This is a genomic window from Roseomonas sp. F4 (assembly GCF_053891155.1).
On sequence record NZ_JBSSHK010000001.1, the window covers coordinates 1175092 to 1198891 of the forward strand.

18 protein-coding genes are annotated in these 23800 nt (G+C 70.0%); 7 read left to right on the forward strand and 11 right to left on the reverse strand.

Features of this window, described 5'->3' with window-relative positions:
* Positions 1–63 precede the first annotated feature (63 nt).
* From ACVFYP_RS05735 to ACVFYP_RS05750, 4 genes are all read left to right on the forward strand, one after another.
* Positions 64–345: a PepSY domain-containing protein gene (locus ACVFYP_RS05735; protein ID WP_499199157.1), complete on the forward strand. Its 282-nt coding sequence runs from the start codon at positions 64–66 to the stop codon at positions 343–345.
* Between the two features lie 94 nt (positions 346–439).
* On the forward strand, positions 440–3088 hold the full coding sequence (alaS, locus tag ACVFYP_RS05740; RefSeq protein WP_499199158.1) for an alanine--tRNA ligase: 2649 nt from the start codon (positions 440–442) through the stop codon (positions 3086–3088).
* Entirely contained in the window at positions 3085–4146 is a 1062-nt protein-coding gene (locus ACVFYP_RS05745) for a P1 family peptidase (RefSeq protein ID WP_499199159.1), read from the forward strand. The genes alaS and ACVFYP_RS05745 overlap by 4 nt, the downstream gene beginning before the upstream one ends.
* Positions 4147–4202: 56 nt before the next feature.
* Positions 4203–4589: a hypothetical protein gene (locus ACVFYP_RS05750; protein WP_499199160.1), complete on the forward strand. Its 387-nt coding sequence runs from the start codon at positions 4203–4205 to the stop codon at positions 4587–4589.
* Here ACVFYP_RS05750 and ACVFYP_RS05755 read toward each other — a convergent pair whose 3' ends face one another.
* Together ACVFYP_RS05755 and ACVFYP_RS05760 are read right to left on the reverse strand one after the other, a co-directional pair.
* Positions 4590–5273 carry a DUF599 domain-containing protein gene (locus ACVFYP_RS05755; RefSeq protein ID WP_499199161.1) on the reverse strand — a complete coding sequence of 228 codons (684 nt, stop codon included), beginning with the start codon at positions 5271–5273 and terminating at the stop codon, positions 4590–4592.
* A gap of 111 nt (positions 5274–5384) precedes the next feature.
* Complete coding sequence (locus ACVFYP_RS05760; protein ID WP_499199162.1) at positions 5385–6596, reverse strand: NADP-dependent isocitrate dehydrogenase; 1212 nt, start codon at positions 6594–6596, stop codon at positions 5385–5387.
* 303 nt (positions 6597–6899) lie between these two features.
* Here ACVFYP_RS05760 and ACVFYP_RS05765 point away from each other — a divergent pair, with 303 nt between their 5' ends.
* Positions 6900–7694, forward strand: coding sequence for a PAS domain-containing protein (locus tag ACVFYP_RS05765; RefSeq protein ID WP_499199163.1), 795 nt, complete (start codon positions 6900–6902; stop codon positions 7692–7694).
* A 103-nt stretch (positions 7695–7797) separates the two neighbouring features.
* Positions 7798–7989 carry a hypothetical protein gene (locus tag ACVFYP_RS05770; RefSeq protein ID WP_499199164.1) on the forward strand — a complete coding sequence of 64 codons (192 nt, stop codon included), beginning with the start codon at positions 7798–7800 and terminating at the stop codon, positions 7987–7989.
* A gap of 15 nt (positions 7990–8004) precedes the next feature.
* Here ACVFYP_RS05770 and ACVFYP_RS05775 read toward each other — a convergent pair whose 3' ends face one another.
* The 7 genes from ACVFYP_RS05775 to ACVFYP_RS05805 all read right to left on the reverse strand — a co-directional run bounded on the left by ACVFYP_RS05775 (position 8005) and on the right by ACVFYP_RS05805 (position 19567).
* A complete protein-coding gene (locus ACVFYP_RS05775) occupies positions 8005–9243 on the reverse strand; it encodes an Hsp70 family protein (RefSeq protein WP_499199165.1) in 1239 nt (412 codons plus the stop codon).
* Positions 9244–9328: 85 nt separating this feature from the next.
* Positions 9329–11941 (reverse strand): calcium-binding protein, encoded by a 2613-nt coding sequence (locus ACVFYP_RS05780; RefSeq protein WP_499199166.1) that lies wholly within the window; start codon positions 11939–11941, stop codon positions 9329–9331.
* A gap of 96 nt (positions 11942–12037) precedes the next feature.
* Positions 12038–13285 carry a phosphoglycerate dehydrogenase gene (gene serA, locus ACVFYP_RS05785; protein ID WP_499199167.1) on the reverse strand — a complete coding sequence of 416 codons (1248 nt, stop codon included), beginning with the start codon at positions 13283–13285 and terminating at the stop codon, positions 12038–12040.
* A 90-nt stretch (positions 13286–13375) separates the two neighbouring features.
* Complete coding sequence (locus tag ACVFYP_RS05790) at positions 13376–14851, reverse strand: sensor histidine kinase (protein WP_499199168.1); 1476 nt, start codon at positions 14849–14851, stop codon at positions 13376–13378.
* Between the two features lie 147 nt (positions 14852–14998).
* Entirely contained in the window at positions 14999–17575 is a 2577-nt protein-coding gene (locus ACVFYP_RS05795; protein ID WP_499199169.1) for a glycosyltransferase, read from the reverse strand.
* A gap of 173 nt (positions 17576–17748) precedes the next feature.
* Positions 17749–18975, reverse strand: coding sequence for a M20 family metallo-hydrolase (locus tag ACVFYP_RS05800; RefSeq protein WP_499199170.1), 1227 nt, complete (start codon positions 18973–18975; stop codon positions 17749–17751).
* A 13-nt stretch (positions 18976–18988) separates the two neighbouring features.
* Complete coding sequence (locus tag ACVFYP_RS05805; RefSeq protein WP_499199171.1) at positions 18989–19567, reverse strand: GNAT family N-acetyltransferase; 579 nt, start codon at positions 19565–19567, stop codon at positions 18989–18991.
* Positions 19568–19720: 153 nt separating this feature from the next.
* Here ACVFYP_RS05805 and ACVFYP_RS05810 point away from each other — a divergent pair, with 153 nt between their 5' ends.
* On the forward strand, positions 19721–20707 hold the full coding sequence (locus tag ACVFYP_RS05810) for a Bug family tripartite tricarboxylate transporter substrate binding protein (RefSeq protein ID WP_499199172.1): 987 nt from the start codon (positions 19721–19723) through the stop codon (positions 20705–20707).
* 30 nt (positions 20708–20737) lie between these two features.
* Here ACVFYP_RS05810 and ACVFYP_RS05815 read toward each other — a convergent pair whose 3' ends face one another.
* Positions 20738–22444, reverse strand: a complete 1707-nt coding sequence (locus ACVFYP_RS05815) for an aq_1923 C-terminal domain (RefSeq protein WP_499199173.1) — start codon at positions 22442–22444, stop codon at positions 20738–20740.
* A gap of 101 nt (positions 22445–22545) precedes the next feature.
* Positions 22546–23739 (reverse strand): FAD-dependent oxidoreductase, encoded by a 1194-nt coding sequence (locus ACVFYP_RS05820; RefSeq protein ID WP_499199174.1) that lies wholly within the window; start codon positions 23737–23739, stop codon positions 22546–22548.
* Between the last annotated feature and the right edge of the window lie 61 nt (positions 23740–23800).

Below are 23800 nucleotides of genomic sequence, written 5' to 3' on the forward strand. Positions count from 1 at the left end.
GCGGCAACGTTCCTTTCATCGGGGGCGTTGCATGACTTCACCGTAACCCTTGATGGATGACACATGACCCGTCTCTCCCTTTCCGCCCTGGCTTTTGGCGCCATGCTGGTGATTCCGCCGGCCCTGGCGCAGGCCCCCGCCCAGCCCGCCGCCGGGCGTTGCGCCGGTCAGGTCGATATCAACCGCGCCATCGAGGTCGCCCGGGGTGCCGGTGTGGTCCGCATCGACAAGGCGGAATGCGATGATGGGTTGTGGGAGGTCGAAGGCCGCGACGCCCAGGACCGCAAGATCGAGGTGGATGTGGACCCTCGCGACGGCCGTGTCGTGAAGGTCGAGCGGGACTGATCGCATTCGGCGGGGCGGTCTGATGCCGCCCCGCCTTCCGATTCCCTCCATTCTGCTCTAACGATCACGGCCCCTTGCGAGACATGCCGAGACCATGAGCAGCAGCAACGATATCCGCGCCACTTTCCTGGATTACTTCCGGCGCAACGGCCATGAGGTGGTGGAAAGCTCCCCCCTCGTGCCGCGCAACGACCCGACGCTGATGTTCGCCAACAGCGGCATGGTCCAGTTCAAGAATGTCTTCACGGGTCAGGAAAAGCGTTCCTACCAGCGTGCCACCACGGCCCAGAAATGCGTGCGGGCGGGTGGCAAGCATAACGACCTGGACAATGTCGGTTATACGGCCCGGCACCACACCTTCTTCGAGATGCTGGGCAATTTCTCCTTCGGCGATTACTTCAAGGAACAGGCGATCGAGCACGCCTGGACCCTGCTGACGCGCGATTTCGGCCTGCCCAAGGACAAGCTGCTGGTCACTGTTTATTCCGAGGACGAGGAAGCGCCGGTCTATTGGAAGAAGGTGGCCGGCCTGCCGGACAGCCGCATCATCCGCATCCCGACCTCCGACAATTTCTGGCGCATGGGCGATACCGGCCCCTGCGGCCCCTGTTCCGAGATCTTCTTCGACCACGGCGACAAGATCCCCGGCGGCCCGCCCGGCAGCCCGGAGGAGGATGGCGACCGGTTCATCGAGATCTGGAACTTGGTCTTCATGCAATATGAGGAAGGCCCGCCCGGCACCCGCGTGCCGCTGCCGCGACCCTCGATCGATACGGGCATGGGGCTGGAGCGCTTCGCGGCGATCCTGCAGGGCAAGCACGACAATTACGACACGGACACGCTGCGCGCCCTGATCCTCGCCAGTGCGGAGGCGACCGGCCAGGAGCCGGACGGCCAGTGGAAGACCAGCCACCGCGTGGTGGCGGACCATCTGCGCGCCGGCACCTTCCTGATGGCCGATGGCGTGCTGCCCTCCAACGAGGGCCGCGGCTATGTGCTCCGCCGCATCCTGCGCCGCGCCATGCGCCACGCCCATATGATGGGCGCGCGCGAGCCCCTGCTGCACCGCCTGGTACCGGCCCTGACCCGCCAGATGGGCGCGGCCTATCCCGAAATTCTGCGGGCTGAATCGCTGGTGGTGGAGACGCTGCGGCTGGAGGAGACGCGGTTCCGGTCGCTGCTGGAGCGGGGGCTTGGCCTGCTGGCGGAAGAGTCGGGCAAGCTGGGTGACAAGGGCACCCTTCCGGGTGACGTCGCCTTCAAGCTCTACGACACCTACGGCTTCCCCCTCGATCTGACGCAGGACGCGCTGCGCGGCGAAGGCAAGTCGGTCGACACCGAAGGCTTTGCGGCCGCCATGGCGGAGCAGAAGCAGCGCGCCCGCGCGGCCTGGGCGGGCTCGGGCGAGGCGGCGACGGAAACGCAGTGGTTCGACCTGAAGGAGAAGCTCGGCGCCTCCGAATTCCTGGGCTATTCGACCGAGAGCGCGGAGGGCTCGATCCTCGCTATCCTGGTGGACGGCAAGCCGGTGGAGAGCGCCGGCCCGGGCACCGAGGTCGCGGTGCTGCTGAACCAGACGCCCTTCTATGCCGAATCGGGCGGCCAGGTCGGCGATGCCGGGCTGATCTCGGCCGGCGAGGCCTGCCGCATCGTGGTGCGCGACACGCAGAAGAAGCTGGGCGAACTCTTCGTCCATTACGGCGTGGTGGCGCATGGCGAGGCGAAGCTGGGCCTGCCGGTGGTGGCCGAGGTCGACCACGCCCGCCGCGGTACCATCCGCGCGCATCACTCGGCAACGCACCTGCTGCATGAGGCGCTGCGCCGCCGGCTGGGGACGCATGTTTCCCAGAAGGGCTCGCTGAACGCGCCGGACCGCCTGCGCTTCGACGTCTCCCAGCCCACGCCGATGACGGATGAGGACCTCGCCTGGGTCGAGACCGAGGTGAATGCCCGCATCCGGGAGAATGCCGAGGTGGTGACCCGGCTGATGACGCCGGACCAGGCCGTGGCCGTCGGCGCCATGGCGCTGTTCGGCGAGAAATACGGCGACGAGGTCCGCGTGGTCTCCATGGGCCACGACCCGCAGGCGGTGGAGCGCCACGGCGTCTATTCGCTGGAGCTGTGTGGCGGCACCCATGTGAAGCGCACCGGCGATATCGGGCTTTTCCGGATTGTCTCCGAGGGCGCGGTCGCGGCCGGCATTCGCCGCGTCGAGGCGGTGACCGGGGAGGCAGCGATGAAGCTGCTGGAGGAGCGCGACCGGCAACTCAGCCAGGCCGCGGCCGTGCTGAAGGCCCGTCCGGCCGAATTGGCGGATCGCATCACCAGCCTGTTGGAAGATCGGAAAAAGCTGGAGCGCGAGGTTTCCGACCTGCGCAAGAAGCTGGCGACGGGCGGTGCCGCGGCGGAGGTCGAGGAAATCGCCGGCCTGCGCGTGGCGCTGCGTGAACTGGGCGAGATGCCGCCCAAGGATCTGAAGGGCGTGGTCGAGGCCATCCTGCAGTCCGGCACCGCCGATGTGGTGGCCGTGGTCGCGACCGCGGAGGGCAAGGCCAGCGTCTTCGTCGGCATCGGTGACGCCGCAAAGGGCAAGACCGACGCGGTGACGCTGGTGCGCGCCGCCTCTGCCGCCATCGGCGGCAAGGGCGGCGGCGGCAAGCCGGACATGGCCCAGGCCGGCGGGCCGGATGCGGCCAAGGCCGGCGAGGCGCTGGCGGCGGTCAGGGCCGCGCTGGCGGGGTGAGGGCGCGCGCCCTCGGCTTCGCCCCCGGCATTTTCGCCCCCGGCCCGCTGAACGCCATCACGGATGTGGCCGGCCTTCGTGTCGGCCAGGTCACGGTGATGGAGGGCGAGGCCACGCGCAGCGGCGTCACTGCCATTCTGGCGCATCCCGGCAATCCCTATGCCGAGCGCGTGCCCGCCGGCCTCTTCGCCATGAACGGCTATGGCAAGATGGCCGGGGTCACGCAGGTGCAGGAACTCGGCGAGCTGGAAACGCCGATTCTGCTGACCAACACCCTGGCGGTCGGCCGGGCGGTGGAAGCGTTGGTGGATTGGACGCTGGCGCAGCCGGGGAACGAGGCTGTCCGCTCGGTCAATGCCGTGGTGGGCGAAACCAATGACGGCCGGCTGAACGACATCCGCGCCCGCGGCGTCACCCACCAGCATATGCTGGACGCATTGGCACAGGCGGCCGAAGGTCCGGTGGCGGAAGGCTCGGTCGGTGCCGGCACCGGCACCATGGCCTTCGGCTGGAAGGGCGGCATCGGCACCGCTTCCCGCCTTCTGCCCACCGCGCTGGGTGGGTGGATGCTGGGGGCGCTGGTCCAGGCGAATTACGGCGGCGCGCTGGTGATGGACGGGCTGCCGGTCGGGCGGCTTCTGAAGAAGTACTATCTGGCGGAGCATGCGGCGGAGCAGGCGGATGCCGATGGCTCGGTCATGGTGGTGGTGGCCACGGACGCGCCGCTGTCGGACCGCAACCTGCAACGCCTGGCGCGGCGGGCCATGGGCGGCATCGCGCGCACGGGCGCGGCCTTTTCCGATGGCTCCGGCGACTATGCCCTGGCTTTCTCCACCCACCCCGATGTCCGCCGCGGCGGCGGGCGGGGCGCGACGCTGGACTGGCCGAATGACCGCATGTCGCCGCTGTTCGTTGCCGTGGCGGAAGCGGTGGAGGAGGCGGTTCTGAACGCGCTGTGCCAGGCGACGACGGTGGAAAGCCGGCTGGCCGGCCGGCGCGTGACCGGGCGGGCGTTGCCCTTGGATCAGGTGGCGGCACTGCGTCAGGCGGCGGGTTAACATTTCGCCAGCCCTTCTGCGGCAGGTTCCGCGGTCCAGGGACGAAGGTGGCCGGCGTGGCGTATTTCGCGGTGGGGCTTCTGCTGGCGCTGCTGCTCTGGGGGGTGGCGCGCCTCATGCTGCGCCTCTGGCGCGCATTGCGCCGGCTGGGGCGGCCATCGCCCGCCAGCCGGCGCGACCGGCGCCTGACCCGCAGCCGGGCGCTGGCCCGTTCGGAACAGGCCCGCGCCCAGGCCCTGTCGGAGGAGGTGGCGCGGCTGCGGCAGGAATTGCGGATGGCCCGACGCCCCTCGCCGGATTCGCGGTTTCAGCGCGCCAAGCGGGAATTCGCCCGTCGATTCCACCCGGATCGCCTGCCGCGCCGCGGTCCGGAGCGGACGCTGCGGGTGATGATCTTCCGCGACTATTGGGCCGTGCTGCGCCGGATCGAGCGTGAGGAGTGATCAGCTGGTGGGGCTGAGCGCGTCCCGCACCGCTGACCGGAATTCCCGCCGATGCAGCTCCCGCAGCACGAAAAGGCTGGTGGCGACCAGGGCCAGCGGATGCACCACCCAGGCCAGGGCGGCCAGGCCGAAATAGTAGCTGCGCAGGCCGGTGTTGAAATGCTGGGCGGCGCGGTTGGCCACCTCGGCGGCCATGTCGGCCAGCGACAGCGCCTCCGCATCCGGCTTGCCGCAGGGAATGCCGCCGACGAGGATCGAGGTGTAGTTGAACTGGCGCAGCGCCCAGGTCAGCTCGAAAAAGGCGTTGATGAAGATTACCAGCAGCAGGCCGATCTTCAGCTCCCAGGTCGAATCATCCGGCACCGCGGCGAAGGGCAGGGTGGCGACCACCCGGCGGCCGAGATCCGGGGCGCCCAGAAGCGCCACCAGGCCGCCCAGGATGAAGATGCTGGTGGTGGCCAGGAAGCTGGTGCTGTTCATCAGATTGCCGATCGCCGCCATGTCGGCGATGCGATTGTCGCGAGTCAGCATCGCCCGCATCCAACGGCGCCGGTAGCCGTCCATGGCGGCGATGACGCTGGCCTGGCGGATGCGCGGCACCCGGTCCACCACGGTGGCGTAGCCGAGCCAGCAGGCCGCGAAGATCGCCAGCGCGATCCAGTCGACAAGGGTGAAGGGCATCATGCCGCCCTTATACTGCGGTGCAGCATAAACGCGCCATATGCTGCGTTGCAGCATAGACGCGAAGTTTGCGGCCGGCCGGAGGCGGAACCCCCGGCCGGCCGCGGTGTGGCCTCAGGCCATCTTCTTCTTCAGGTTCTCATCCAGCTTGGCGAGGAAGGCCTGGGTGTTGAGCCAGGGCTGGTCCTTGCTGATCAGGATGGCGAGGTCCTTGGTCATGTCGCCGGCTTCCACGGTCTGGATGCAGACCTGCTCCAGCGCATTGGCGAAGTCGACCACATCCTGCGTGCCGTCGAACTTGCCGCGATAGGCCAGGCCACGGGTCCAGGCGAAGATGGACGCGATCGGGTTCGTGCTGGTCTCACGGCCCTTCTGGTGCTCGCGGTAGTGGCGGGTCACCGTGCCATGCGCGGCCTCGGACTCGACGGTCGAGCCGTCCGGGGACAGCAGGACCGAGGTCATCAGGCCGAGGCTGCCGAAGCCCTGGGCCACGATGTCGGACTGCACGTCGCCATCGTAGTTCTTGCAGGCCCAGATATAGCCGCCTTCCCACTTGAGCGCGGAGGCCACCATGTCGTCGATCAGGCGGTCTTCGTAGACGATGCCGGCTTCCTTGAACTTGGCGGCGAATTCGGCGTCGAAGATCGACTTGAAGATGTCCTTGAAGTTGCCGTCATAGGCCTTCAGGATCGTGTTCTTGTGGCTGAAGTACACGGAATACTTGCGCGACAGGCCGTAGTTGAAGGAGGCCCGGGCGAAGCCCTCGATCGAGGCGTTCAGGTTGTGCTGGCCCATGAACACGCCGGCATCCTTGAACACGAACTCGCCCACGTCCTGCGGCGCGCCGCCTTCCGGGGTGTAGGTCATCTTCACCGTGCCGGCGCCCGGCACTTTCATCTCCACCGCGCGGTAGATGTCGCCATAGGCATGGCGGCCGACCACGATCGGCTTGGACCAGTGCGGCACCAGGCGCGGCACGTTCTGGCAGATGATCGGCTCGCGGAAGATGGTGCCGTCCAGGATGTTGCGGATGGTGCCGTTCGGGCTGCGCCACATCTTCTTCAGGCCGAATTCGGCGACGCGCGCCTCGTCCGGGGTGATGGTCGCGCACTTCACGCCCACGCCGTACTGCTTGGTGGCGTTGGCGGCATCCACCGTCACCTGGTCATCGGTCTGGTCGCGATACTGGACGCCCAGGTCGTAGTACTTCAGGTCGATGTCGAGATAGGGCAGGATCAGGCGGTCCTTGATGAACCCCCAGATGATGCGCGTCATCTCATCCCCATCCATCTCGACGACGGGGGTCTTCACCTTGATCTTGGCCATGCCTGTATCCTTGCCTGTCTCTGTCGCCGGTCACCCGGACCGGGACGACGCCATCACGCCGAAGGGTGGGAGGTGGCGGAACATGCCAACCGGACCCTTCGGGGGCAAGCCCGCCGGCAGGGAAAGCCCTTCGAAAGGCTTGCTTCGGTGCCGCGCGCACGGGTAGAAACCGGCCATCGCCGGGCAACCCTGAAGCGGGAGACGAAGCTGGCCCTCCCGCTTTGGCTTGTGATGTTGAGCCTGATGCCGCGATCGGCCTGGGCCCAGTCAGAGGCGATCCCGCCCGGAGATCGTCTCACCGCCTTGCTGCCCGCGGCGTCCATGTTGCTGCTGCTGCTGGGCCTCAGCCTTCTGTTGTTTCTGCTGCTGTTGCGGCAGTGGCAGGTGCTGCGCGCCTTGCGGGCCGAGGTCGTGACCCTGCGCGCCAGCCAGACGGAGCTGCGCCTGCTGGCGGAGCGGGCGGAGAACCGGACCCGGCAGCTCGATGCCGCCATCGCCGCCATGTCCGATGGCGTGATGGTGACCGATGACGCGCTGCGGCTGGTCGGCTGGAACTCCCGCTTCCCCGATTATGCCGGCGTGCCGCGAGAGGCGCTGCGTATCGGCATGCCGATGGCGGAGGTGCTGCGCCTGCAGGCGGAGGGCGGCGAATTCGGGTTGGTGGATCCCGATGCGGAGGTCCGGCGGCGCATGGCGGCGCTACGCGACGGCCCTCTGCTGGAACGCTGGGTGCGTCGCCGCCCGGACGGCTCTCGCCTGGAATTGCGCCGCGCGCCGCTGCCGGGCGGCGGCTATGTCACGCTCTACACGCCGTTGGCGGGGGATGACGGCCCGGATCGCCATGTTGATTCGCTGGCGGAGGCCTTCCGCAACGAATGGGCCAACCGCATCCCGGCGCTGATAGCGGCGGTGGCCGATGGTGACGCGCTCCGCGCGCGCGCCACCTCCCATGCGCTGCGGGGCATCGCCGCCAATGCCGGCTGGCGCAGCGCCGCCAATATCCTGGCGGCGGCGGAGGCCGCGGCCCTGGCCGGGGACCTGACGGAGCTGCGCCTGCTGACCGCGCAACTGCCCCTTGAGGCGCCACGCACGACGTGATGCCGCGCTCGTTCGGCCGCCTGGATCGCCGGCGTGAGGCGAACGCCCTGGCGCCGGACGCCCACCGCGCCAAGATAGGGGCGAGGCAGAAGGAGAGATCGCCATGATTTTGCGAATGGCCGCGGGCAGCGTGCTGGGGGCCGTGGTGGTGGCCGGCGCCGTGACGACCCTTGCCGTAGGCGCTGGCGTGCTCGGCACGGCATTGCTGGCGAAGCGGCTCTGCGAGGAACGCAAGGGCTGGCAGGACGGTGCTCAGGCCGCGCCCGAGACGGAGCTCGGCCCGGTCACCGGCTGAGGGGGGGGAGGGCCGCTACGCCTCTCCCATCAGCGCCAGCCCCTCCGCCACCGAGACGAACTCACCCCCCGCCACCACCCGGCCCGCGCCGAAGCGGTCCTCGAACAGGTGGCGCACGGCGGGGACGAGGGAGCTGCCGCCGGTCAGGAACACCCGGTCCACCTGATCGGCCGTGAGCGCCGCATCTTCCAGCGCCGCGGTCACCGCGGTGTCGATGCGGGCCAGTTCCGGGGCGATCCAGCCTTCGAACTGCGCGCGGGTCACGGGCGCGGCGACGTCGAAATCGCCATGGCGGAAGCGCAGCACCGTCGCCTCCTCCCGCGACAGGGCCGCCTTGGCGGCGGAGACGGCGCGGTACAGGGCGTAGCCGGCCTCGTCCTTCACCAGTTGGATCAGGGCGTGCAGCTGCTCCGGATGGTCGGCGGTGCGGGCCACCGCCTCGATGTCCCGCAGGGTTTTTGGCGCGCGCATCAGCGACAGCAGGTGCCAGCGGGCGAAGCTGCCATACCAGGCGGGCGGGATCGGCAGTTCGGTGCCGGTCACGCGGTAGCTGCCACCCTTGCCCAGCAGGGGGGAGATCACATGGTCGATGATGCGGAAGTCGAAGGCATCGCCGGCCACACCGACGCCGGACTGGCCCAGCGCGGTGACGCGCCGCGGCGGCCCGGGCTCGAAGCGCAGCAGGGAGAAGTCGCTGGTGCCGCCGCCGAAATCGGCAACCAGAACGGTGGCCGGCCGGTCCAGCCCGGCGGCGAAGCGATGGCCGGCGGCGGCGGGTTCCAGCGCCACCTGCACCTGCTCCACCCCGGCGCGGGCGAAGGCCTCCCGCAGTCGCCGCTCGCCCAGCGCGTCATCGGCGCTTTCGCCGACGAAGCGCACCGGCCGGCCCACCACCACCTTGGCCCCCGCCAGCTCGTCCCGGAACGGCGCCAGCAAAGCGCGCAGGAACAGGGCCACCAGGGGCTCCAAGGGCCAGGACTGGCCGAGGATGCGGGTTTCCATGAAGCTGCGCTGGGCGAGGTAGCTCTTCATGGACATGATGAGCCGCGCTTCCAGCGGATCGTCCAGATAGGCCTCGATGGCGGCGGGGCCGGCGGCGTGTTCGGTGCGGCCGGTGGCGCCCTGCCAGAAGCACAGGACGGAGCGGAACACCTCATCCGTCGCATGGCGCAGCACGCGCACCTGGCCATCGGCCGAGAGGGCGGTCACCACGCTGTTGGTGGTGCCGAAATCGATGCCGATGACGGGCTGCATGAGAAAACGCCTTGGGCCGGGGAGGGCCGCGCGCCCTACAGCAGGAACGCGCCGAAGGGAACCCTTCCCGGCCGGGAAGCGGCCGCTACAGCAGGCTGTCCTGGGCGGTCAGGATGATGGGTTCGCCAAATCCGCCGTTGCTGTATACGCTCAGCGTTCCTGCGAAGCCGTTCAGATCCGCCATCAGTTCCGGTGTTGCCGATTCACCGGGGCGGTTGATGAGCAGCGCCGTTTCCAGGAACCGGTCGCCAAGCCAGACATCCCGCGCCAGGCGCATCTCCGGCGCCGTGCCGGTGAACGCAGCCTCGCCACGCCAGACAAGCCGCGGGCCGTAATAGCCCTGCTGGCCCTGCAGTATCTCCAGCCTTTCACCAGCCTCCAGATCGAGGATGGTGACATTCATCCCGTCGCGCCATTCCATCTGGAAGCGATCCCAGCCTTCGCCGCCTTCCAGCGTGTCGGACAGGGCGGTATCCCGGCTCAGCAGCAGGTCATTGCCGCCCAGGCCACGGATCACGTTGTAGAGCCCCTGCGACTCCAGTCGGTCGTTCCCCTGCGTGCCCACCACCTCCAGCGGCGCGCGGCGGAAGATCAGGCTTCCCGGCGACGTCTCGACCAGATCCGACATCTCGGCTGCGATGTTGATGTCGATGCCAGGCAGGGTATAGGCGGGCACATCCAGGGCGATGCCCTCCAAATCGAACAGCAAGCCGGTCGCGGTGATCAGCACCTCGCCCGCCCGCCCGGAAAAGGCCTCCACCACGCGCAGCCCCGCAATGGCCGACAGGTCGATCACGTCCTGGAGGTCGAGGTCGGTGATCCTGCTGCGGCCGGTGTAGCTGGAGTCGCCGAAGCTGTCGGTCCAGGTCAATTCCTGAAGAGAGCGGAACACGAAGCGGTCCGCGCCGGCGCCGCCCGTCATGCGGTCGGAGCCGAGGCTGCCGAACAACACGTCATCGCCCGCACCGCCCTCCAACGTGTCATAGCCGTTGCCGCCGTAGAGCGTGTCGGCGCCATCGCCACCGCGCAGCAGGTCGTTGCCGCCACCGCCCAGCAGCGAATCCGCGCCGCCATGGCTCGCGATCGTGTCGCCGCCCGCGCTGCCCACCAGGGTTTCGCCGGCCTCCCCGCCGGTCAGCACCAGCCCTGGCGCCAGGCGCAGCGTCAGGCTGCCCGGCGCCGTCTCCTCCAGCGCGCCCCTGTCCAGATTGCCCATGTAGAGCCAGGCATCGCCCAGCCCATCGCCATCCACGTCGAAGGACAGGCCGCGGTCGCCGAACATGATCTCGCCGGCCGTGCCAGTGAAGCCGCCATCGCCGACGAAGCGGAAGCCGGTCAGGCCGGTCAGGTCGATCCGGTCCAGCGACCCGAAGGGATAGAGCCGGTCGCCAGCCATATCGGCCAGCGTGGCGAAGACATAGACGTTGGCGCCCTCGCCACCGATCAGCGTATCCGCCCCGGCGCCCCCCACCAGCGTGTCATTCCCGGCGCCGCCCTCCAGCACATCGTTGCCCTCGCCGCCCAGCAGCAGGTCGCGGCCGTCGCCGCCTTCCAGCCGGTCGTTGCCGCTGCCGCCATCCAGCGTGTCATGGCCCTCGCCGCCCAGCAGCGTGTCGCGAAACGCGCCGCCGCGCAGCAGGTCGTCGCCGCCGAGGCCGGAAAGGCTATCGGCCCCCTGGCCGCCCAGCAGCGTCTCCCCGGCCTCGGTGCCGAGCACATCCACCCCGCTGCCGGGCCGCAGGACCAGGCTGCCCGGCGCGGTCTGCATCAGGGGCATCGACTGGTTGATGAGGGTCAGCGTGCGGTCGGCCAGCGCATCGCCATCCGTATCCACCTCCAGCCGCATGTCGCGCCCGGACTGGGCGTAGCGGAACTGGCCCGCCTGCCCGGTGAAGGCGGCGTCTGCCAGGAAGGTGAAGCCGGTGAGGCCCGAGAGGTTCAGCAGATCCTCGGCTCGCAGGTCGCGGATTTCGTCGCCATCGATCTCGCCCAGCAGCGGATACATGAAGACATCCTCGCCGACGCCGCCCGACAGCGTGTCCCGCCCCGGCCCGCCGCGCAGCACGTCGTTGCCGGCGCCGCCATGCAGCCAGTCATCGCCATCGCCGCCGCGCAGCACGTCATTGCCGCCGGCGCCCAGCAGCGTGTCGGCGCCGGCGGTGCCGTTCATCGTCTCATTCGCCGCGGTGCCGAGGCGGTTCAGCGGGGTGACCAAGCCAAGCTGGCCCGGTGCCACCAGGCTGAGCGCATGCCGCCCTGCCAGGGTCAGCACCAGCGGCGCGGCGCCGCTGCCGCTGGGGTCGAATTCCAGCAGGGTGGTGACGGGGCCGAGCGCCGGGTCGGTGGTGGTCAGGCGGTATTCCTGCCCGGCGCCGCTGAAGCCCTGGTTGCCGAGGAAGCGCCAGGTGGCGGCGAAATCGAAGACCAGACGGTCGCCGGAACCGAAATCGCCGATGCTGTCCCCGGCCAGCTCGGCCAGCAGGCGGAAGCGGAAGGTATCGGCGCCGTCGCCGCCGCTCAGCCGATCCGCGCCAGGCCCGCCCTCGATGACGTCGTCGCCGTCGCCGCCCGCCAGCGTGTCCTGGCCCAGCCCGCCCAGCAGCGTATCGGCGCCGCCGAAGCCGAAGATCAGGTCGGATTCGATGCCGGACCCCGGCCCGAGCAGTTCACCCGACGCGCCACCAAGGATCGTCGCCATCGCCCAATTCCCCCGTCCCGTCGCCAATATACGATGCGTCGGGAGGAGGGTGGGAACCGGTCAGATGGTCACGTTGGCGCAATCAAGCGGGGCGGGTCAGCTCCGCTCGTAGATCAGCCGCGCGCGCACCGTGCCGGGCAAAGCGCGGAGTTCCGCCAGGATCGCCTCGGCCTCCGCCCGCGCCTCGACGCTTTCCACCACCACGTAACCGAGGTCGCCGCCGGTCTGGTAGTACTGCGCCGCGATGTTCAGCCCGCGGCGGCCGAAGCAGGCGTTCATCTGCGAAAGAATGCCGGGCGCATCCCGGTGCAGATGCGTCCAGCGGGCGCCGGTGGGACGTGCCGGCAGTTGCACCTGCGGCAGGTTCACGCTGCCCATGGTGGCGCCGGTGTCGGAATAATCCACCAGCTTGCGCGCCACTTCCGCGCCGATGCGGTCCTGCGCCTCCGCCGTGCTGCCGCCGATATGCGGCGTCAGGATGACATTGGGCAGGCCCTGGAGGGGGGAGACGAAGGCCTCCCCATTCCGCTTCGGCTCTTCCGGGAACACGTCCAGCGCCGCGCCCAGGATGCGCTTCTCGCGCAGGGCGGCGGCCAGGGCCTCCACATCCACCACGGTGCCGCGGGCATTGTTGATGAAGACGGCGGAGGGCTTCATCGCGGCGAATTCGCGGGCGCCCATCATGCCGATGGTGTCCGGCGTTTCCGGCACATGGATGGTCACCACATCCGACCGCGCCAGCAGGTCGTGCAGATTGGCGGCCGGGGAGGCATTGCCATGCGGCAGCTTGCCCGTGTGGTCGTGATACAGCACGCGCATGCCAAAGGCCTCGGCGAGGACCGAGAGCTGGCTGCCGATATTGCCGTAGCCGATGATGCCCAGCGTCTTGCCGCGCATCTCCCAGCTATTGGCGGCCGACTTGTCCCAGCCGCCGGCATGGGCGGAGATGGATTTGTCGACGATGCCGCGCATCAGCATCACCGCCTCGGCCAGCGTCAGCTCCGCGACGCTGCGGGTGTTGCTGAAGGGGGCATTGAACACGGCGATGCCGCGCCGCGCGGCGGCGTCCAGGTCGACCTGGTTGGTGCCGATGCAGAAGCAGCCGATGGCGATCAGCCGGTCGGCGGCGGCCAGAACCTCCTCCGTCACCTCGGTGCGGGACCGGATGCCGAGGATATGCACGCCCTTCACCGCCTCGATCAGCGCCTGGCCTTCCAGCGCCTTCTTCTCGCGATGGATGGTGGCGTAGTCGGCCTGGCCGAACAGATCCACGGCGCTGTCGGCAATGCCTTCCAGCAGCAGGATCTTGATTCGGTCCTTGGGGAGGGAGATGCGGTCGTTCATGCGCCTGGCCAGACAGAAGGGGCGCTTACCTGAACCCTGGGGGGCGGTGCTGCAAGGGGCTGGTTCGCAGGTCTGGCGTGCGCCGGCGCGTCAGCCGGCGACGAAGGGTTCCATCGCCTCGCGCCGCATGGGCAGGGCGAAGGTGCAGACCAGCCCGTCACGACGCCAGTCCAGACCGATGCGGCCGCCCAGCTGGCCGCGCGCCGTGGCCTCCAGCACCCGGCTGCCGAAACCCTGGCGGCGCGGGGCGGCGGCGATTTCCGGTCCGTCCTGCTCGGCCCAGGTCAGATGCAGCACGTCGTCCGCCACCCGCCAGGACACCAGCAGCCGGCCGGCTTCCACGGACAGCGCGCCATGCTTCACCGCATTGGTCGCCAGCTCATGCACCAGCATGGTCAGGGGCTGGGTCATGGCGGCCGGCAGCATCACCGCCGGCCCATCCAGGCGGGCGCGGGGGCGGGAGGCATCCTCCTCCCCCAGGAAGGGGGCGAGTTCGCCCCGCAGCAGCGCCGCCAGGTCGGCGCCGATCCAGCGGTCGTTGGACAGCAGGGTCTGCGCCCGCGCCAGAGCCGATACGCGACCTTCCAGGGCGCGGGTGAAGCTGGGCACATCCGGCGCCCGGGTCAGGCGCAGCGCCGCCTGCACTACGGCCAGCACGTTCTTGGCGCGGTGGTCGACCTCCCGCGCCAGCAGGGTCTGGCGTTCCTCCGCCGCGCGGCGGTCGGTGATATCCAGCACCGATCCGACATGGCCGAGATACTGTCCCGCCTCGTCCAGGCGCGGATGCGCCGCGTCGATCGCCCAGCGCCACTGGCCATCGGCGCGGCGCACGCGGTAGTCGAGGTTGCAGGCCTCCCGCGCGGTGAAGGCACGGGCGAAGCTGATCGCAGCCCGGTGCCGGTCCTCCGGATGCACCGCGTCGAGCCAGCCCTGGCCGAGCCCGGTGACCTCCGTCTGGCCGGTGAAGCTGTACCAGCTGCGGTTGAGATGGGTGCAGTTGCCCTGGCGGTCGGTCACCCACATCATCGCCGGCGCGGCATCCAGCAGCGCGCGGAAGCGGCCCTCATTCTCCCTCAGCGCGCGTTCGGCGATGACCTGGCCGGTGGTCTCCATGCAGGTGCAGAACATGCCGGCGATGCGGTCCTCATCGTCATGGACCGGGCTGTAGGAGAATGTGTACCAGCAATCCTCGGGATAGCCGTTGCGGTGCAGGACGAGGTGCAGGTTCTCACGCCAGGTGGAGACCCCGGCCAGCGCCTTGTCCACCATGGGAAGCAGGTCGTCCCAGACCTCCGACCAGACCTCGCGGAAGGGGCGGCCCAGGGCATGGGGGTGGCGGGCGCCGAGGATGGGCGAATAGGCATCGTTGTAGAGGAAGGTCAGCTCCGGCCCCCAGGCCAGGAACATCGGCTGGCCGGAATACCGCATCAGACCCAGGATGGTGTGCAGCGCGCGAGGCCAGGCGGCGCTGGGGCCGAGCGGCGTGTCGGACCAGGCCTTCCGGGCGATCCGCTCGGCCACACCCTCCGGCGCCGCCCGAATGATCCCTTCCCCTGCCACTGCCACCGGATCGGCCTTTTCCCTCGTGTCGGTTGCGCCCGGTTTCCCGTGCCATCGCAGAACATCGCAGGCTGGCCGCGGCTGCGATATGACGATGTCACCATTCCGTGGGCGACATCGCGCCGTCAGCCATGCAGGCAGCCCATGGCTGGTTCAGATCCGCGTCAGAACCAGTGCGGCGTTATCCCGCGCGCCATGCCGGATGTGCTCGGAGCATTCGCGCAGGAGGTCCGGGTCGCCTGTTTCCGTTGCGAGTTCCATAAGCTGGGCCTGGGCGCGGGCGGTGCACTGCGCGACGTCCTGGGCATAGGCCTTGCTGGCGGTGCGCGCCAGTTGCGTCACCCCGATATCCACCAGGTAGGGCGCAAAGGACTGGCGATGTCCGAAGCGCTCGGCCAGAAGGCGGGAGGCTTGGGCAATGGCCTCCGTGCCGTGCGGGGAGTCCAGCAGGCCCTGGATGCGGGACGGCCAAACGGCGAGGTCGTCCTCCAGAATGCCGTCCTGCCCCGGGGTCACGCCCAGCCCGCGGAAGGCGATGCTGGTTCCGAGCACCGGCAGCCGCTCCGCCATTGCCTCCAGTGTTTTCAGGGAGGTGCCGGTGCCCTGGCGCAGCGGAATCACGGCGAGGCGGGCGAGGCGGTAGAGGCAGCGCAGCGCCAGATCCGGCACCTTGCCGAGCGCCACGAAGCCCGGCGCCCGCTGCGGCTCCATGCAGGCGCCGGCCACCACGATGGTGGCACGGTCGCCGCCATCCGGCGGGGCAAGGTGGCGCGCCATGTCGCGCAGCGCCTCCGCTGCCTCGATGTTCGGGCCGTGGCGGCTGCCGACGAACAGGCAGATCGGGCCGGGGGGCAGGTCGATGCCGTAATAGGCGGACAGGATCCGGGCCGGCGGCAACGGCAGGGGAAAATCCGCCAAGGCCAGCTTCACCGGGTTGGGGATCACCTCCACCGTCATCCACGGGCTGGACAGGAGCTGGCTGTCCTGCTCGCTGACGCAGACCGCATGGTTGGCCTGGCGCAGGCAGGCTTTTTCTACCCACAGCGTCAGCGCCCGCAGAAGGCGGGACTGCGTCACCTGGCTCGACACCACGTCGTGGTCGGTGATGGTCAGGCCGACGCGAAAATGCCGGCATAGCGGCGCGATGACCGGTGCCCAGAAGGTATATTCCAGGAAGACATGGTCGGCGCGGCTGATCACCCGCCGCGCATGGAGCCAGAAGGCCGGATTCACCAGCCGCGTCAGGTGCAGCGACAGCATCAGATGCTGTCCGCGCCCACGGGGCCAGAGCAACGGCAGGGCCAGCAGCGCCAGGGCGCGGCGCAACAGCTTGTCGCTCAGCCGGTCCGGGCTGGCTTCCAGGCGGATGTTGCCGCGCCGCGCGGCGGGGGCGGCGCTGCCGGCATGCACCACCGTGACCTCCTCCGCCACCTCCGCCAGCAGATCCACAAGCGTGTTGCTGCGCAGGCTGGCGCCGCTGCGCGGATCGTCGAAATCACCCCAGGGATAGAAGACCGCCACATTGCGCGCCGGCATCGGCGTCGTCGTCTCCGGCCAGGTGCCGGTGGTCATATGGATCAGCGCATCCGCATTGTGGATCGCGCGGCAAGATTCGGCACCACGCGCCGCGGCGGCCGCCAACGCCGGCCAGTCGCCGCGCACCGCCAGGATGGCGGCCTGCAGCGCCTCCACATCCGAGTCAGGGATGTGCTGGCCGGCGCCGTGGCGTTCCAGCAGGTCGCTGAGCCAGGTGCCGCGGGTGCAGATCAGCGGGCGCCCGGTGGCCACCGCCTCCAGCGCCACGCCGGAGGTGCGGTCCTCATAGACCTCGCGGCGATAGGGGGCGAGCACGACGTCGGCGCCGGCCAGCAGCGCCTCATAGCCCGCATGATCCAGGGCGTTGTCCAGCAGGGTGACATTGGCCGTCGGATGGGCGCGGAAGTCGCGCAAGGCCGCCGCGACATCGGGCGAGGGGTCATTGGCCTGCAACAGGAAGTGGAGGCCCTGGCCCGTCCCGGGCAGGGCGGCGAGGCGGCGCGCCACTGTCAGAATCTCGGCGAAGCCCTTCTCGCCCCGCGCATTGCCCAGGGAGGCGAAGGTCAGCGGCCGATCGGGGCTCGGATCGGGCAGGGCGATGTCGGCCGGGGCATGCGGGATTGGCAGGGTGTCGACGGCCAGCGTCGTCAGCCGGCCGATGCGGGCGGAGAGCCGGTCGCTGTCGGTGGCCAGGCGGATATCGGCGCCGCGCGCCGCCAGTCGCTCGAACCGCCGAAAGGCGCGGCGGGCGGTCGGCCTCTGGTAGAAGCGGGCCTGATAGCGCAACAGCACCACGAGCCGCACGCCAGGAGGCAGCGCCGCCGCGACATCGGCCAGCCCGCCGATCTGCCGGTCCGTGACCATATGGGCGAGGATGACCGAGCCGTGGGGCATCCGCTTCGGCAGATGTTGTTCCAGAGCCTCGCGAAAGCCGCGGTTGCGGCGCCGCCTGTCGCGCCAGCGGCCGAGCCGGCTGGTGCTGCCATCCTGCGCCCAGATGTCATCGGCAAAGGCCGGCACCAGCCAGGCGCTGCCGACCAGCCCCGATCCCGTCCCATCCATCGCCGCATGGCCCAGCACCACTGCGTCATAGCCGGCCCGGTCCGCGGCTTCCGCGACCGCATGGTCGTAACTGGCGTGGTGGCCAAGAAAGTCGCGCAGGTTCGGATCGACGACGCAGTAGACGGGTCTCAAACGCAGCGCCTCTTCAAGATGTTCAGGCAACTATACACGGCCGGCATTCACGGCGAGGCGGATATGAGCCGGCCAGCCAGAGTAATGGTTAACAGCCCCACGCGGTGTTGCGGCGCATCACATGGGTGTGAGTCATCCGCCCCGTGTTTGCAGCGCGCTGAACCTTCTTGAACTCATTCCGTGGCGAGCTGTGCCAGCACCCGCGCCAGAACCTGGGCACCCCGCGCCGTCTGGGCCGGGGAGGAATATTCGGCCGGATGATGGCTGACGCCGCCGCGGCTGGGGATGAAGATCATCCCGGTCGGGCAGATCGGCACCAGGAACTGCGCGTCATGGAAGGCGCCGGAGGGCAGCGCCCTGGCGCCATAACCCTCCGCCTGCGCCGCGGTGGTGATGGCCGCCTGGATCTTCGGGTCGAAGCGGGCGGGCAGTGCGTGGAAGGTCTCGGTCACCGTGGCGCGGCAGACCGTCATCGCGCCCTGGATGGTGGCGGCGACGGCATCGCCACGCTCGGTCAGCACCGCCGCATCCGGATGGCGGAAATCGATGCTGAATCGCGCCAGGTCGGCCACGGTGTTGGAGGAATTGGGGAAGACCTCCACCCGCCCCACGGTGAAGCGCAGCACATCCGTCGGGTCCGCCATCAGCGTGTTCAGCGCCGTGATGGCCCGCAGCATGTCCTGCACCGCGTCCTGGCGCAGCGACAGCGGCGCGGTGCCGGCATGGTCGGTCTTGCCGGCGATCTCCACCAGGAACCAGCGGCTGCCCTGGATGCCGGTGACCACGCCGATATCCAGACCCTCCGCCTCCAGCAGCGGGCCCTGTTCGATATGCGGCTCGATATAGGCATGGGGTGTGAAGCCCAGCGGCCGGCGGGGGATGTCGGCCTCCGCCGCCAGCAGCCGCGCCAGCTCGTCGCCGAAGCGCAGCCCGTCCTTGTCGGTCACATCGTCCCAGGTCTCCGGCGGGCGGAATCCCGAAAAGGCCATGCTGCCCATGCAGCCGGGGGCGAAGCGGCCGCCTTCCTCATTGGTCCAGGCGACGATCTCGATCGACCGGCGCGGGGTGATGCCCGCCTCGATGATCGCCTGCACCGCCTCCAGCGCCGCCAGCACGCCCCAGATGCCGTCGAAGCGGCCGCCCTTGGGCTGGCTGTCCATATGGCTGCCTGTCAGCACCGGGGGCAGGCCGGGCTCTGTCCCCTCCAGCCGCAGGAATAGGTTGCCCAGCGCATCGATGGAGGGAGCCAAGCCCAGCGGCACGGCCCAGGACAGCAGCAGGCGGCGCGACTGCTGGTCGAGATCGGTCAGCGCCGCGCGGTTCACCCCATCGCCCGGAATGGCGCCCAGCCGCGCCATCTGCATCAGGCGATCCCATTGCCGCGCCTCGCTGACCCGCATCGCCCGCTCCTGTTCAGATGCCTCCCGGCTTATCAGCCGGCAGAGCGATGCGGAAGCGCAAGGCTTCCTCGCCACCATGTTCCGGCGATTTGCGGAAGCGCTCCACCAGCCGGCCGCCGCAGGCGAGGATTACGCGCTGGGAGGCGATGTTCTCCGGATTCGTCGTCAGCTCCACATGCGGCAGGCCCAGCGCCGCCGCCCGCGGCAGAAGCGCGGCCAGGGCGGCCTTGGCCAGGCCCCGGCCACGCCGCGCCGGGACGATGCCGTAGCCGATATGGCCGAGCACATAGGGCGGCAGGTCGCCGCTGCCGGGCTGCCAGCGCAAGGAGATGACGCCGCAGAAGCCGTCCTGCCAGATCCAGCGGGCGAAGCTCGGCAGGCGCGGCCGCGACGAGCCATCCGGCTGCGCCACCGGCGCGCCCCGCGCCTCCGGGTCATCGAGGCTGGCGAGGAAGGCCTGCGGATCGGCTTCGATGGCCCGGAGATGCGCCTGCCGTTGCGCTTCCGCCAGGACGGAGCTGGGCGCCCAGCCGGCTTGCAGCGCCGCCTGGTAGGCGGGCAGTTCGACGGGGGATGGTCTGCGCAGCTCCATGGCCTTCTCGCCTCCAATCCGGGCAGAGTGGCCGGGCGCGTGACCGCGGCGCCAGCAACGGCATCGCATGGCAGCCAGGATCGCGGCGAAAGGCGGCTGCCCGGCTGGCACGCCGCATGCCTATCCTAAGGGGAAGCCTGAAGGACCCTCGCCATGCTGCGCCGCCATCTGCTGGCCACCCTGCCGCTGCTCGCCGCCCCTGCCGCGCTGCGCGCCCAGCCCGCCTGGCCGGACCGGCCGGTGCGCATCCTGGTGCCCTTCGCGCCGGGCGGGAACACGGACGGGCTGGCGCGGCTGACGGCGGAGATGTTGCAGGCCGAGATCCCCGGCGGCAGCTTCGTGGTGGAGAATCGCACCGGCGCCGGTGGGCTGATCGCGGCGGAGGCGATGGTGCGTGCCCCGGCCGATGGCCATACGCTGATGATGGTGGCGGTGGCCGTGCTGGCGGTGGCGCCTGTCGCCATGGCCCCCATCTCAGGGACGCAGGCGCCGCGCTTCGACCCCGTGGCGGATGTGACGCCGATCGTGAACCTCGGCACCAATCCCTTCGTGCTGATGGCCCATCGCAGCGTGGAGGCCACGGACCTGCCCGGGCTGATCGCCTGGATGCGGGCGCGGTCGGGCAACTTCCCCTATGCCTCCGGCGGCGTCGGCAGTTTTCAGCACCTGTCCATGGCACTGCTGCTGCAACGCCTCGGCATCCAGGCGGAACATGTGCCCTATCGCGGCGGCGCGCCCGCTTTGGCGGACCTGATCGCCGGCAATGCGCCGGTGATGTTCGCCAATCTGTCGGAGGCGGTGCCCCATGCCCAGAACCCGGCGGTGCGGCTGTTCGGCGTCTCCAGCACCAGCCGCGCCGCCGCCCTTCCCGATGTGCCGGCGATCGCGGAGGTGGTGCCGGATTTCGAGACCATCACCTGGAACGGGCTGATGGGGCCGAAGGGAATGCCGCAGGCGCTGGTGGCGCGCATCCATGGCATCGTCGCGGCCGCTTTGCAGCGCCCCGCGGTGCAGGCCCGCATGGCGCAGATCGGCGCCGATCCGCTGGGCGAGGGGCCGGAGCCCTTCGCCGCCCGGCTGCGCGCCGATGTGGCGCGCTGGGAGGATGTGGTGCGGAGCGCCGGAATCCGCTTCCAGTAGCGCTCAGAAGGCGATGCGCTGACGCAGGTTTCAGCGCGCCACCGCGGTCAGGCCGAGCCGCCGGGCGGTCTCGGCCGGGCCGCCATCGGTCAGCGACTGCAATTCGCCGAGGCTGATCGGCTGCGCCGGGCGCAGGGTGAATTCCAGCTCGCCCGGCTGGCGGATGAAGCTGGCGATCGCCTGGCGCACCGGCAGGAAGGGATCAGCGGCCGGCGCGGCGGGGGCGGCGGCCGGGGCGCTCTTGCGGGCCGGGGCGGGGGCGGCCGGGCGGCCGGGCGGCGGCGCGCCGGGGATCGGCATGGCGAGGGCCGCCTGGGCCATCTGTTCGCGCAGCCGCTCCTCCGGAATGCGCTGCTGCCGCGCCTGCTGAGCGATGGCCCGGCCAAGCAGCCCCTGGTCGCGCAGGGTCAGGGACATGCCGCGCAGCCGCGCCTGCATGAGCTGCGCCATATAGGCGTCATTGTCGCGCGCCTCGCCCGGCCGGGGCAGCGGCATGCCGATCAGATCGGCGCGGAGGGTGGTGGTGATGGCCTGGTCCCAGGCGATGCGGAAGGGATCGACGTCGACCGCCCCATCCTCCCGCCGCACCGTGCCGCGCAGCTCCATCCCGCCGGACAGGTCGCGATAGCCGGCCTGATCCAGCCAGGGGGAGGCGCCGGGGGGCAGGGAGATGCGCAGCCCTTCAAGCGCCATGTTGCTGCTGCCCAGCCCGGACGTGTCCATGGAGGCCTCGACCAGCAGCCGCCCGAGGCTGAACATCGGCCGGCCCCCGGCCTCCGCCGCCACACCCTCCATCACGATGCTTTGCGGCGTGCCGGGCACCGGGTCCGGCACCTGCTTGTTGTCCATCACCGCGGCGATTGTGGTGGCGATGTCGATGCCCTGGGCGGCGACGCGGCCGATGCGCAGGTCGCCGGCGCCGAGCTGGCCGAAGGGCGTGGCCAGCCGCACGCCTTCCAGCGCCACATCCGTGGTGCGGCCGGGCACCCAGTCCCGCACCGCGAAGCGGCCCACGGCCAGGTCCACCTGCTTTTCCGGATCGCGCAGCGTGGCGCCTTCCAGCGTCAGGTTCTGCACGGAGAACAGGCGCGGATCGGGCGTGGAGCCATCCAGCGGCGGCAGCACCATGGACTGCACGGCGACGCGGCCCAGGCGGAAGCTGGTGCCGGCCTTGCCGTCATCGCGGAAATCCACCCCTTCCAGCGTCGCGGCGCCGAGCACGCCCGGGCCGTAGCCTTCGGCCGAGGCGCGGCCGACCGACAGGTTGCCGCCTTTGCCGCTGCCCCGCAGCGCTTCCAGCTCCAGCGTGCCCAGCGCGAAGGTTTCCAGCGTGAAGCCGGTGCCGGGGGCGGGCAGGGCCATGCCGCCGAGGACGAGGCGGGCCAGCTCGAAGCGGTCCTCGTCGGTGCCGATATTGGTCAGCAGCACCAGGGAGCGTGCCTCCGCCCGGCCAAGGCGGGTTTCCGTCACCTCCTGCACCAGCAGTTCGGTGACGGAGAGGCGTTCGCGGGGCGAGGTGATGGTCAGGTCGCCGAGCCGGGCGCGGCCCGTCACGGGGTCCACCTGGCGCATCCCGACGGCGAGCTGGGCATCGGCGCCGAAGGCAAGACGCAGCCGTTCCAGCGCGGCGTCGAGCTGCCGCTCCGCCTCCACCTGGGCCATCGCGCCGACACCGAGCAGGGCGATGGCGCCGGTGAAGGCGCCGGTCAAAGCGAGGGTGGCAAGGCGGTGGCGCATGGTGGGCTCCCGGACTCTGGTTGGCCTCAACCTATCCAGGAAGCGGGGCGGCGGTCCAATACCGGCTATGGCATCCGGTTTCGCGCCTGTTTCACCGGACCTCAGGCAATGGCGGCGGCGGCGCGCACGCCCTCGATCATGCTGGTCTTCAGCAGATGCGCCCGTGCCTTGGCCGGATCGGCGGCTGTGGCGCGCAATTCCGCCAGTCGCGCGGTCCGCGCGGCGGGGTCCTTTTCCTCCAGCGTCTTCTTGTTGGCGATGGTCATGGCTTGCAGGAAGGCCTCTGCCACCTGGCGGCGCTGGCGGTCGTAGCGGTTCAGAAGATCGTCATCGCCCCCCGCCAGCACGGCGGCGATCCGTTCCGCGGCGAGGATGGCGTCATGCACGCCGAAATTCATGCCCATGCCGCCCAAGGGGTTGTTCACATGCGCCGCGTCGCCGGCCAGCAGCACACGGCCCTTGCGGAAGTTGGCGGCAACGCGCTGGTGCACGGCGTAGAGGTTGGTGTGCACCACCTCATAGCCATCCGGGTCGGGGATGAGCGCGGCGAGGCGCGCGGTCGCCGCCTCGTGGTCCAGCAAAGCGGCCTCCGGCGCCTCCGGGTCGGTCGGGAAGACGATCCGCCAGAGGCCGGGCGGCGCCTTGCCCGGCACCTTGAACAGCGCGCACCAGGTGACGGGGTCCGAGACGTAGGAGGAGATGGCATAGCCCTTGGCCGCCATGTCGCGCGGCGTTGTCACCACCAGGAAGCGCTCGGGATAGGTGAAGCCGTCGAAGGCGATGCCCTGGCTTTTCCGCACCACGCTGCGGCCGCCATCGGCGCCGAGCAGATAGGCCGCGCGGTGAATGCCGCCATCCGCCGTCGTCACGGTGACGCCATCGGCATCCTGCGCCGCATCGACGACGGTGACGCCCCAGAGCACTTCGGCATGCGGGAAGGCCGCCAGATGCCGTAGCAGGATGCGGCACAGCTTGTGCTGTTCGCATTGCAGCCGGAAGGGGAAGGGCGTGACGTCGGCCAGGATCGACAGGTCGAACTCCGCGACCACTCCTTCCTCCCGGCCCCGGAACTGCCAGACCGGCGCGCGGATGCCTTCCGCCAACAGGTCGGCTGTGACGCCCGATTCGGAAAACATCTCCATGGTCGGGGGATGGATGGTGGCGGCGCGCGGGTCCTCGAAGGGCTCCGTATGGCGTTCCAGCACGCGGACCGCGATGCCGGCGCGGGCCAGCATCAGCGCCGCCGTCAGCCCGGCGGGGCCGGCGCCGGCGACAAGAACCTGCGGATCGGCCATGGAGCGCATTCCCGGAAATGTCCGGACAGGTTAGGCGGGGCGGTGCCGGCGCGGAAGCCCG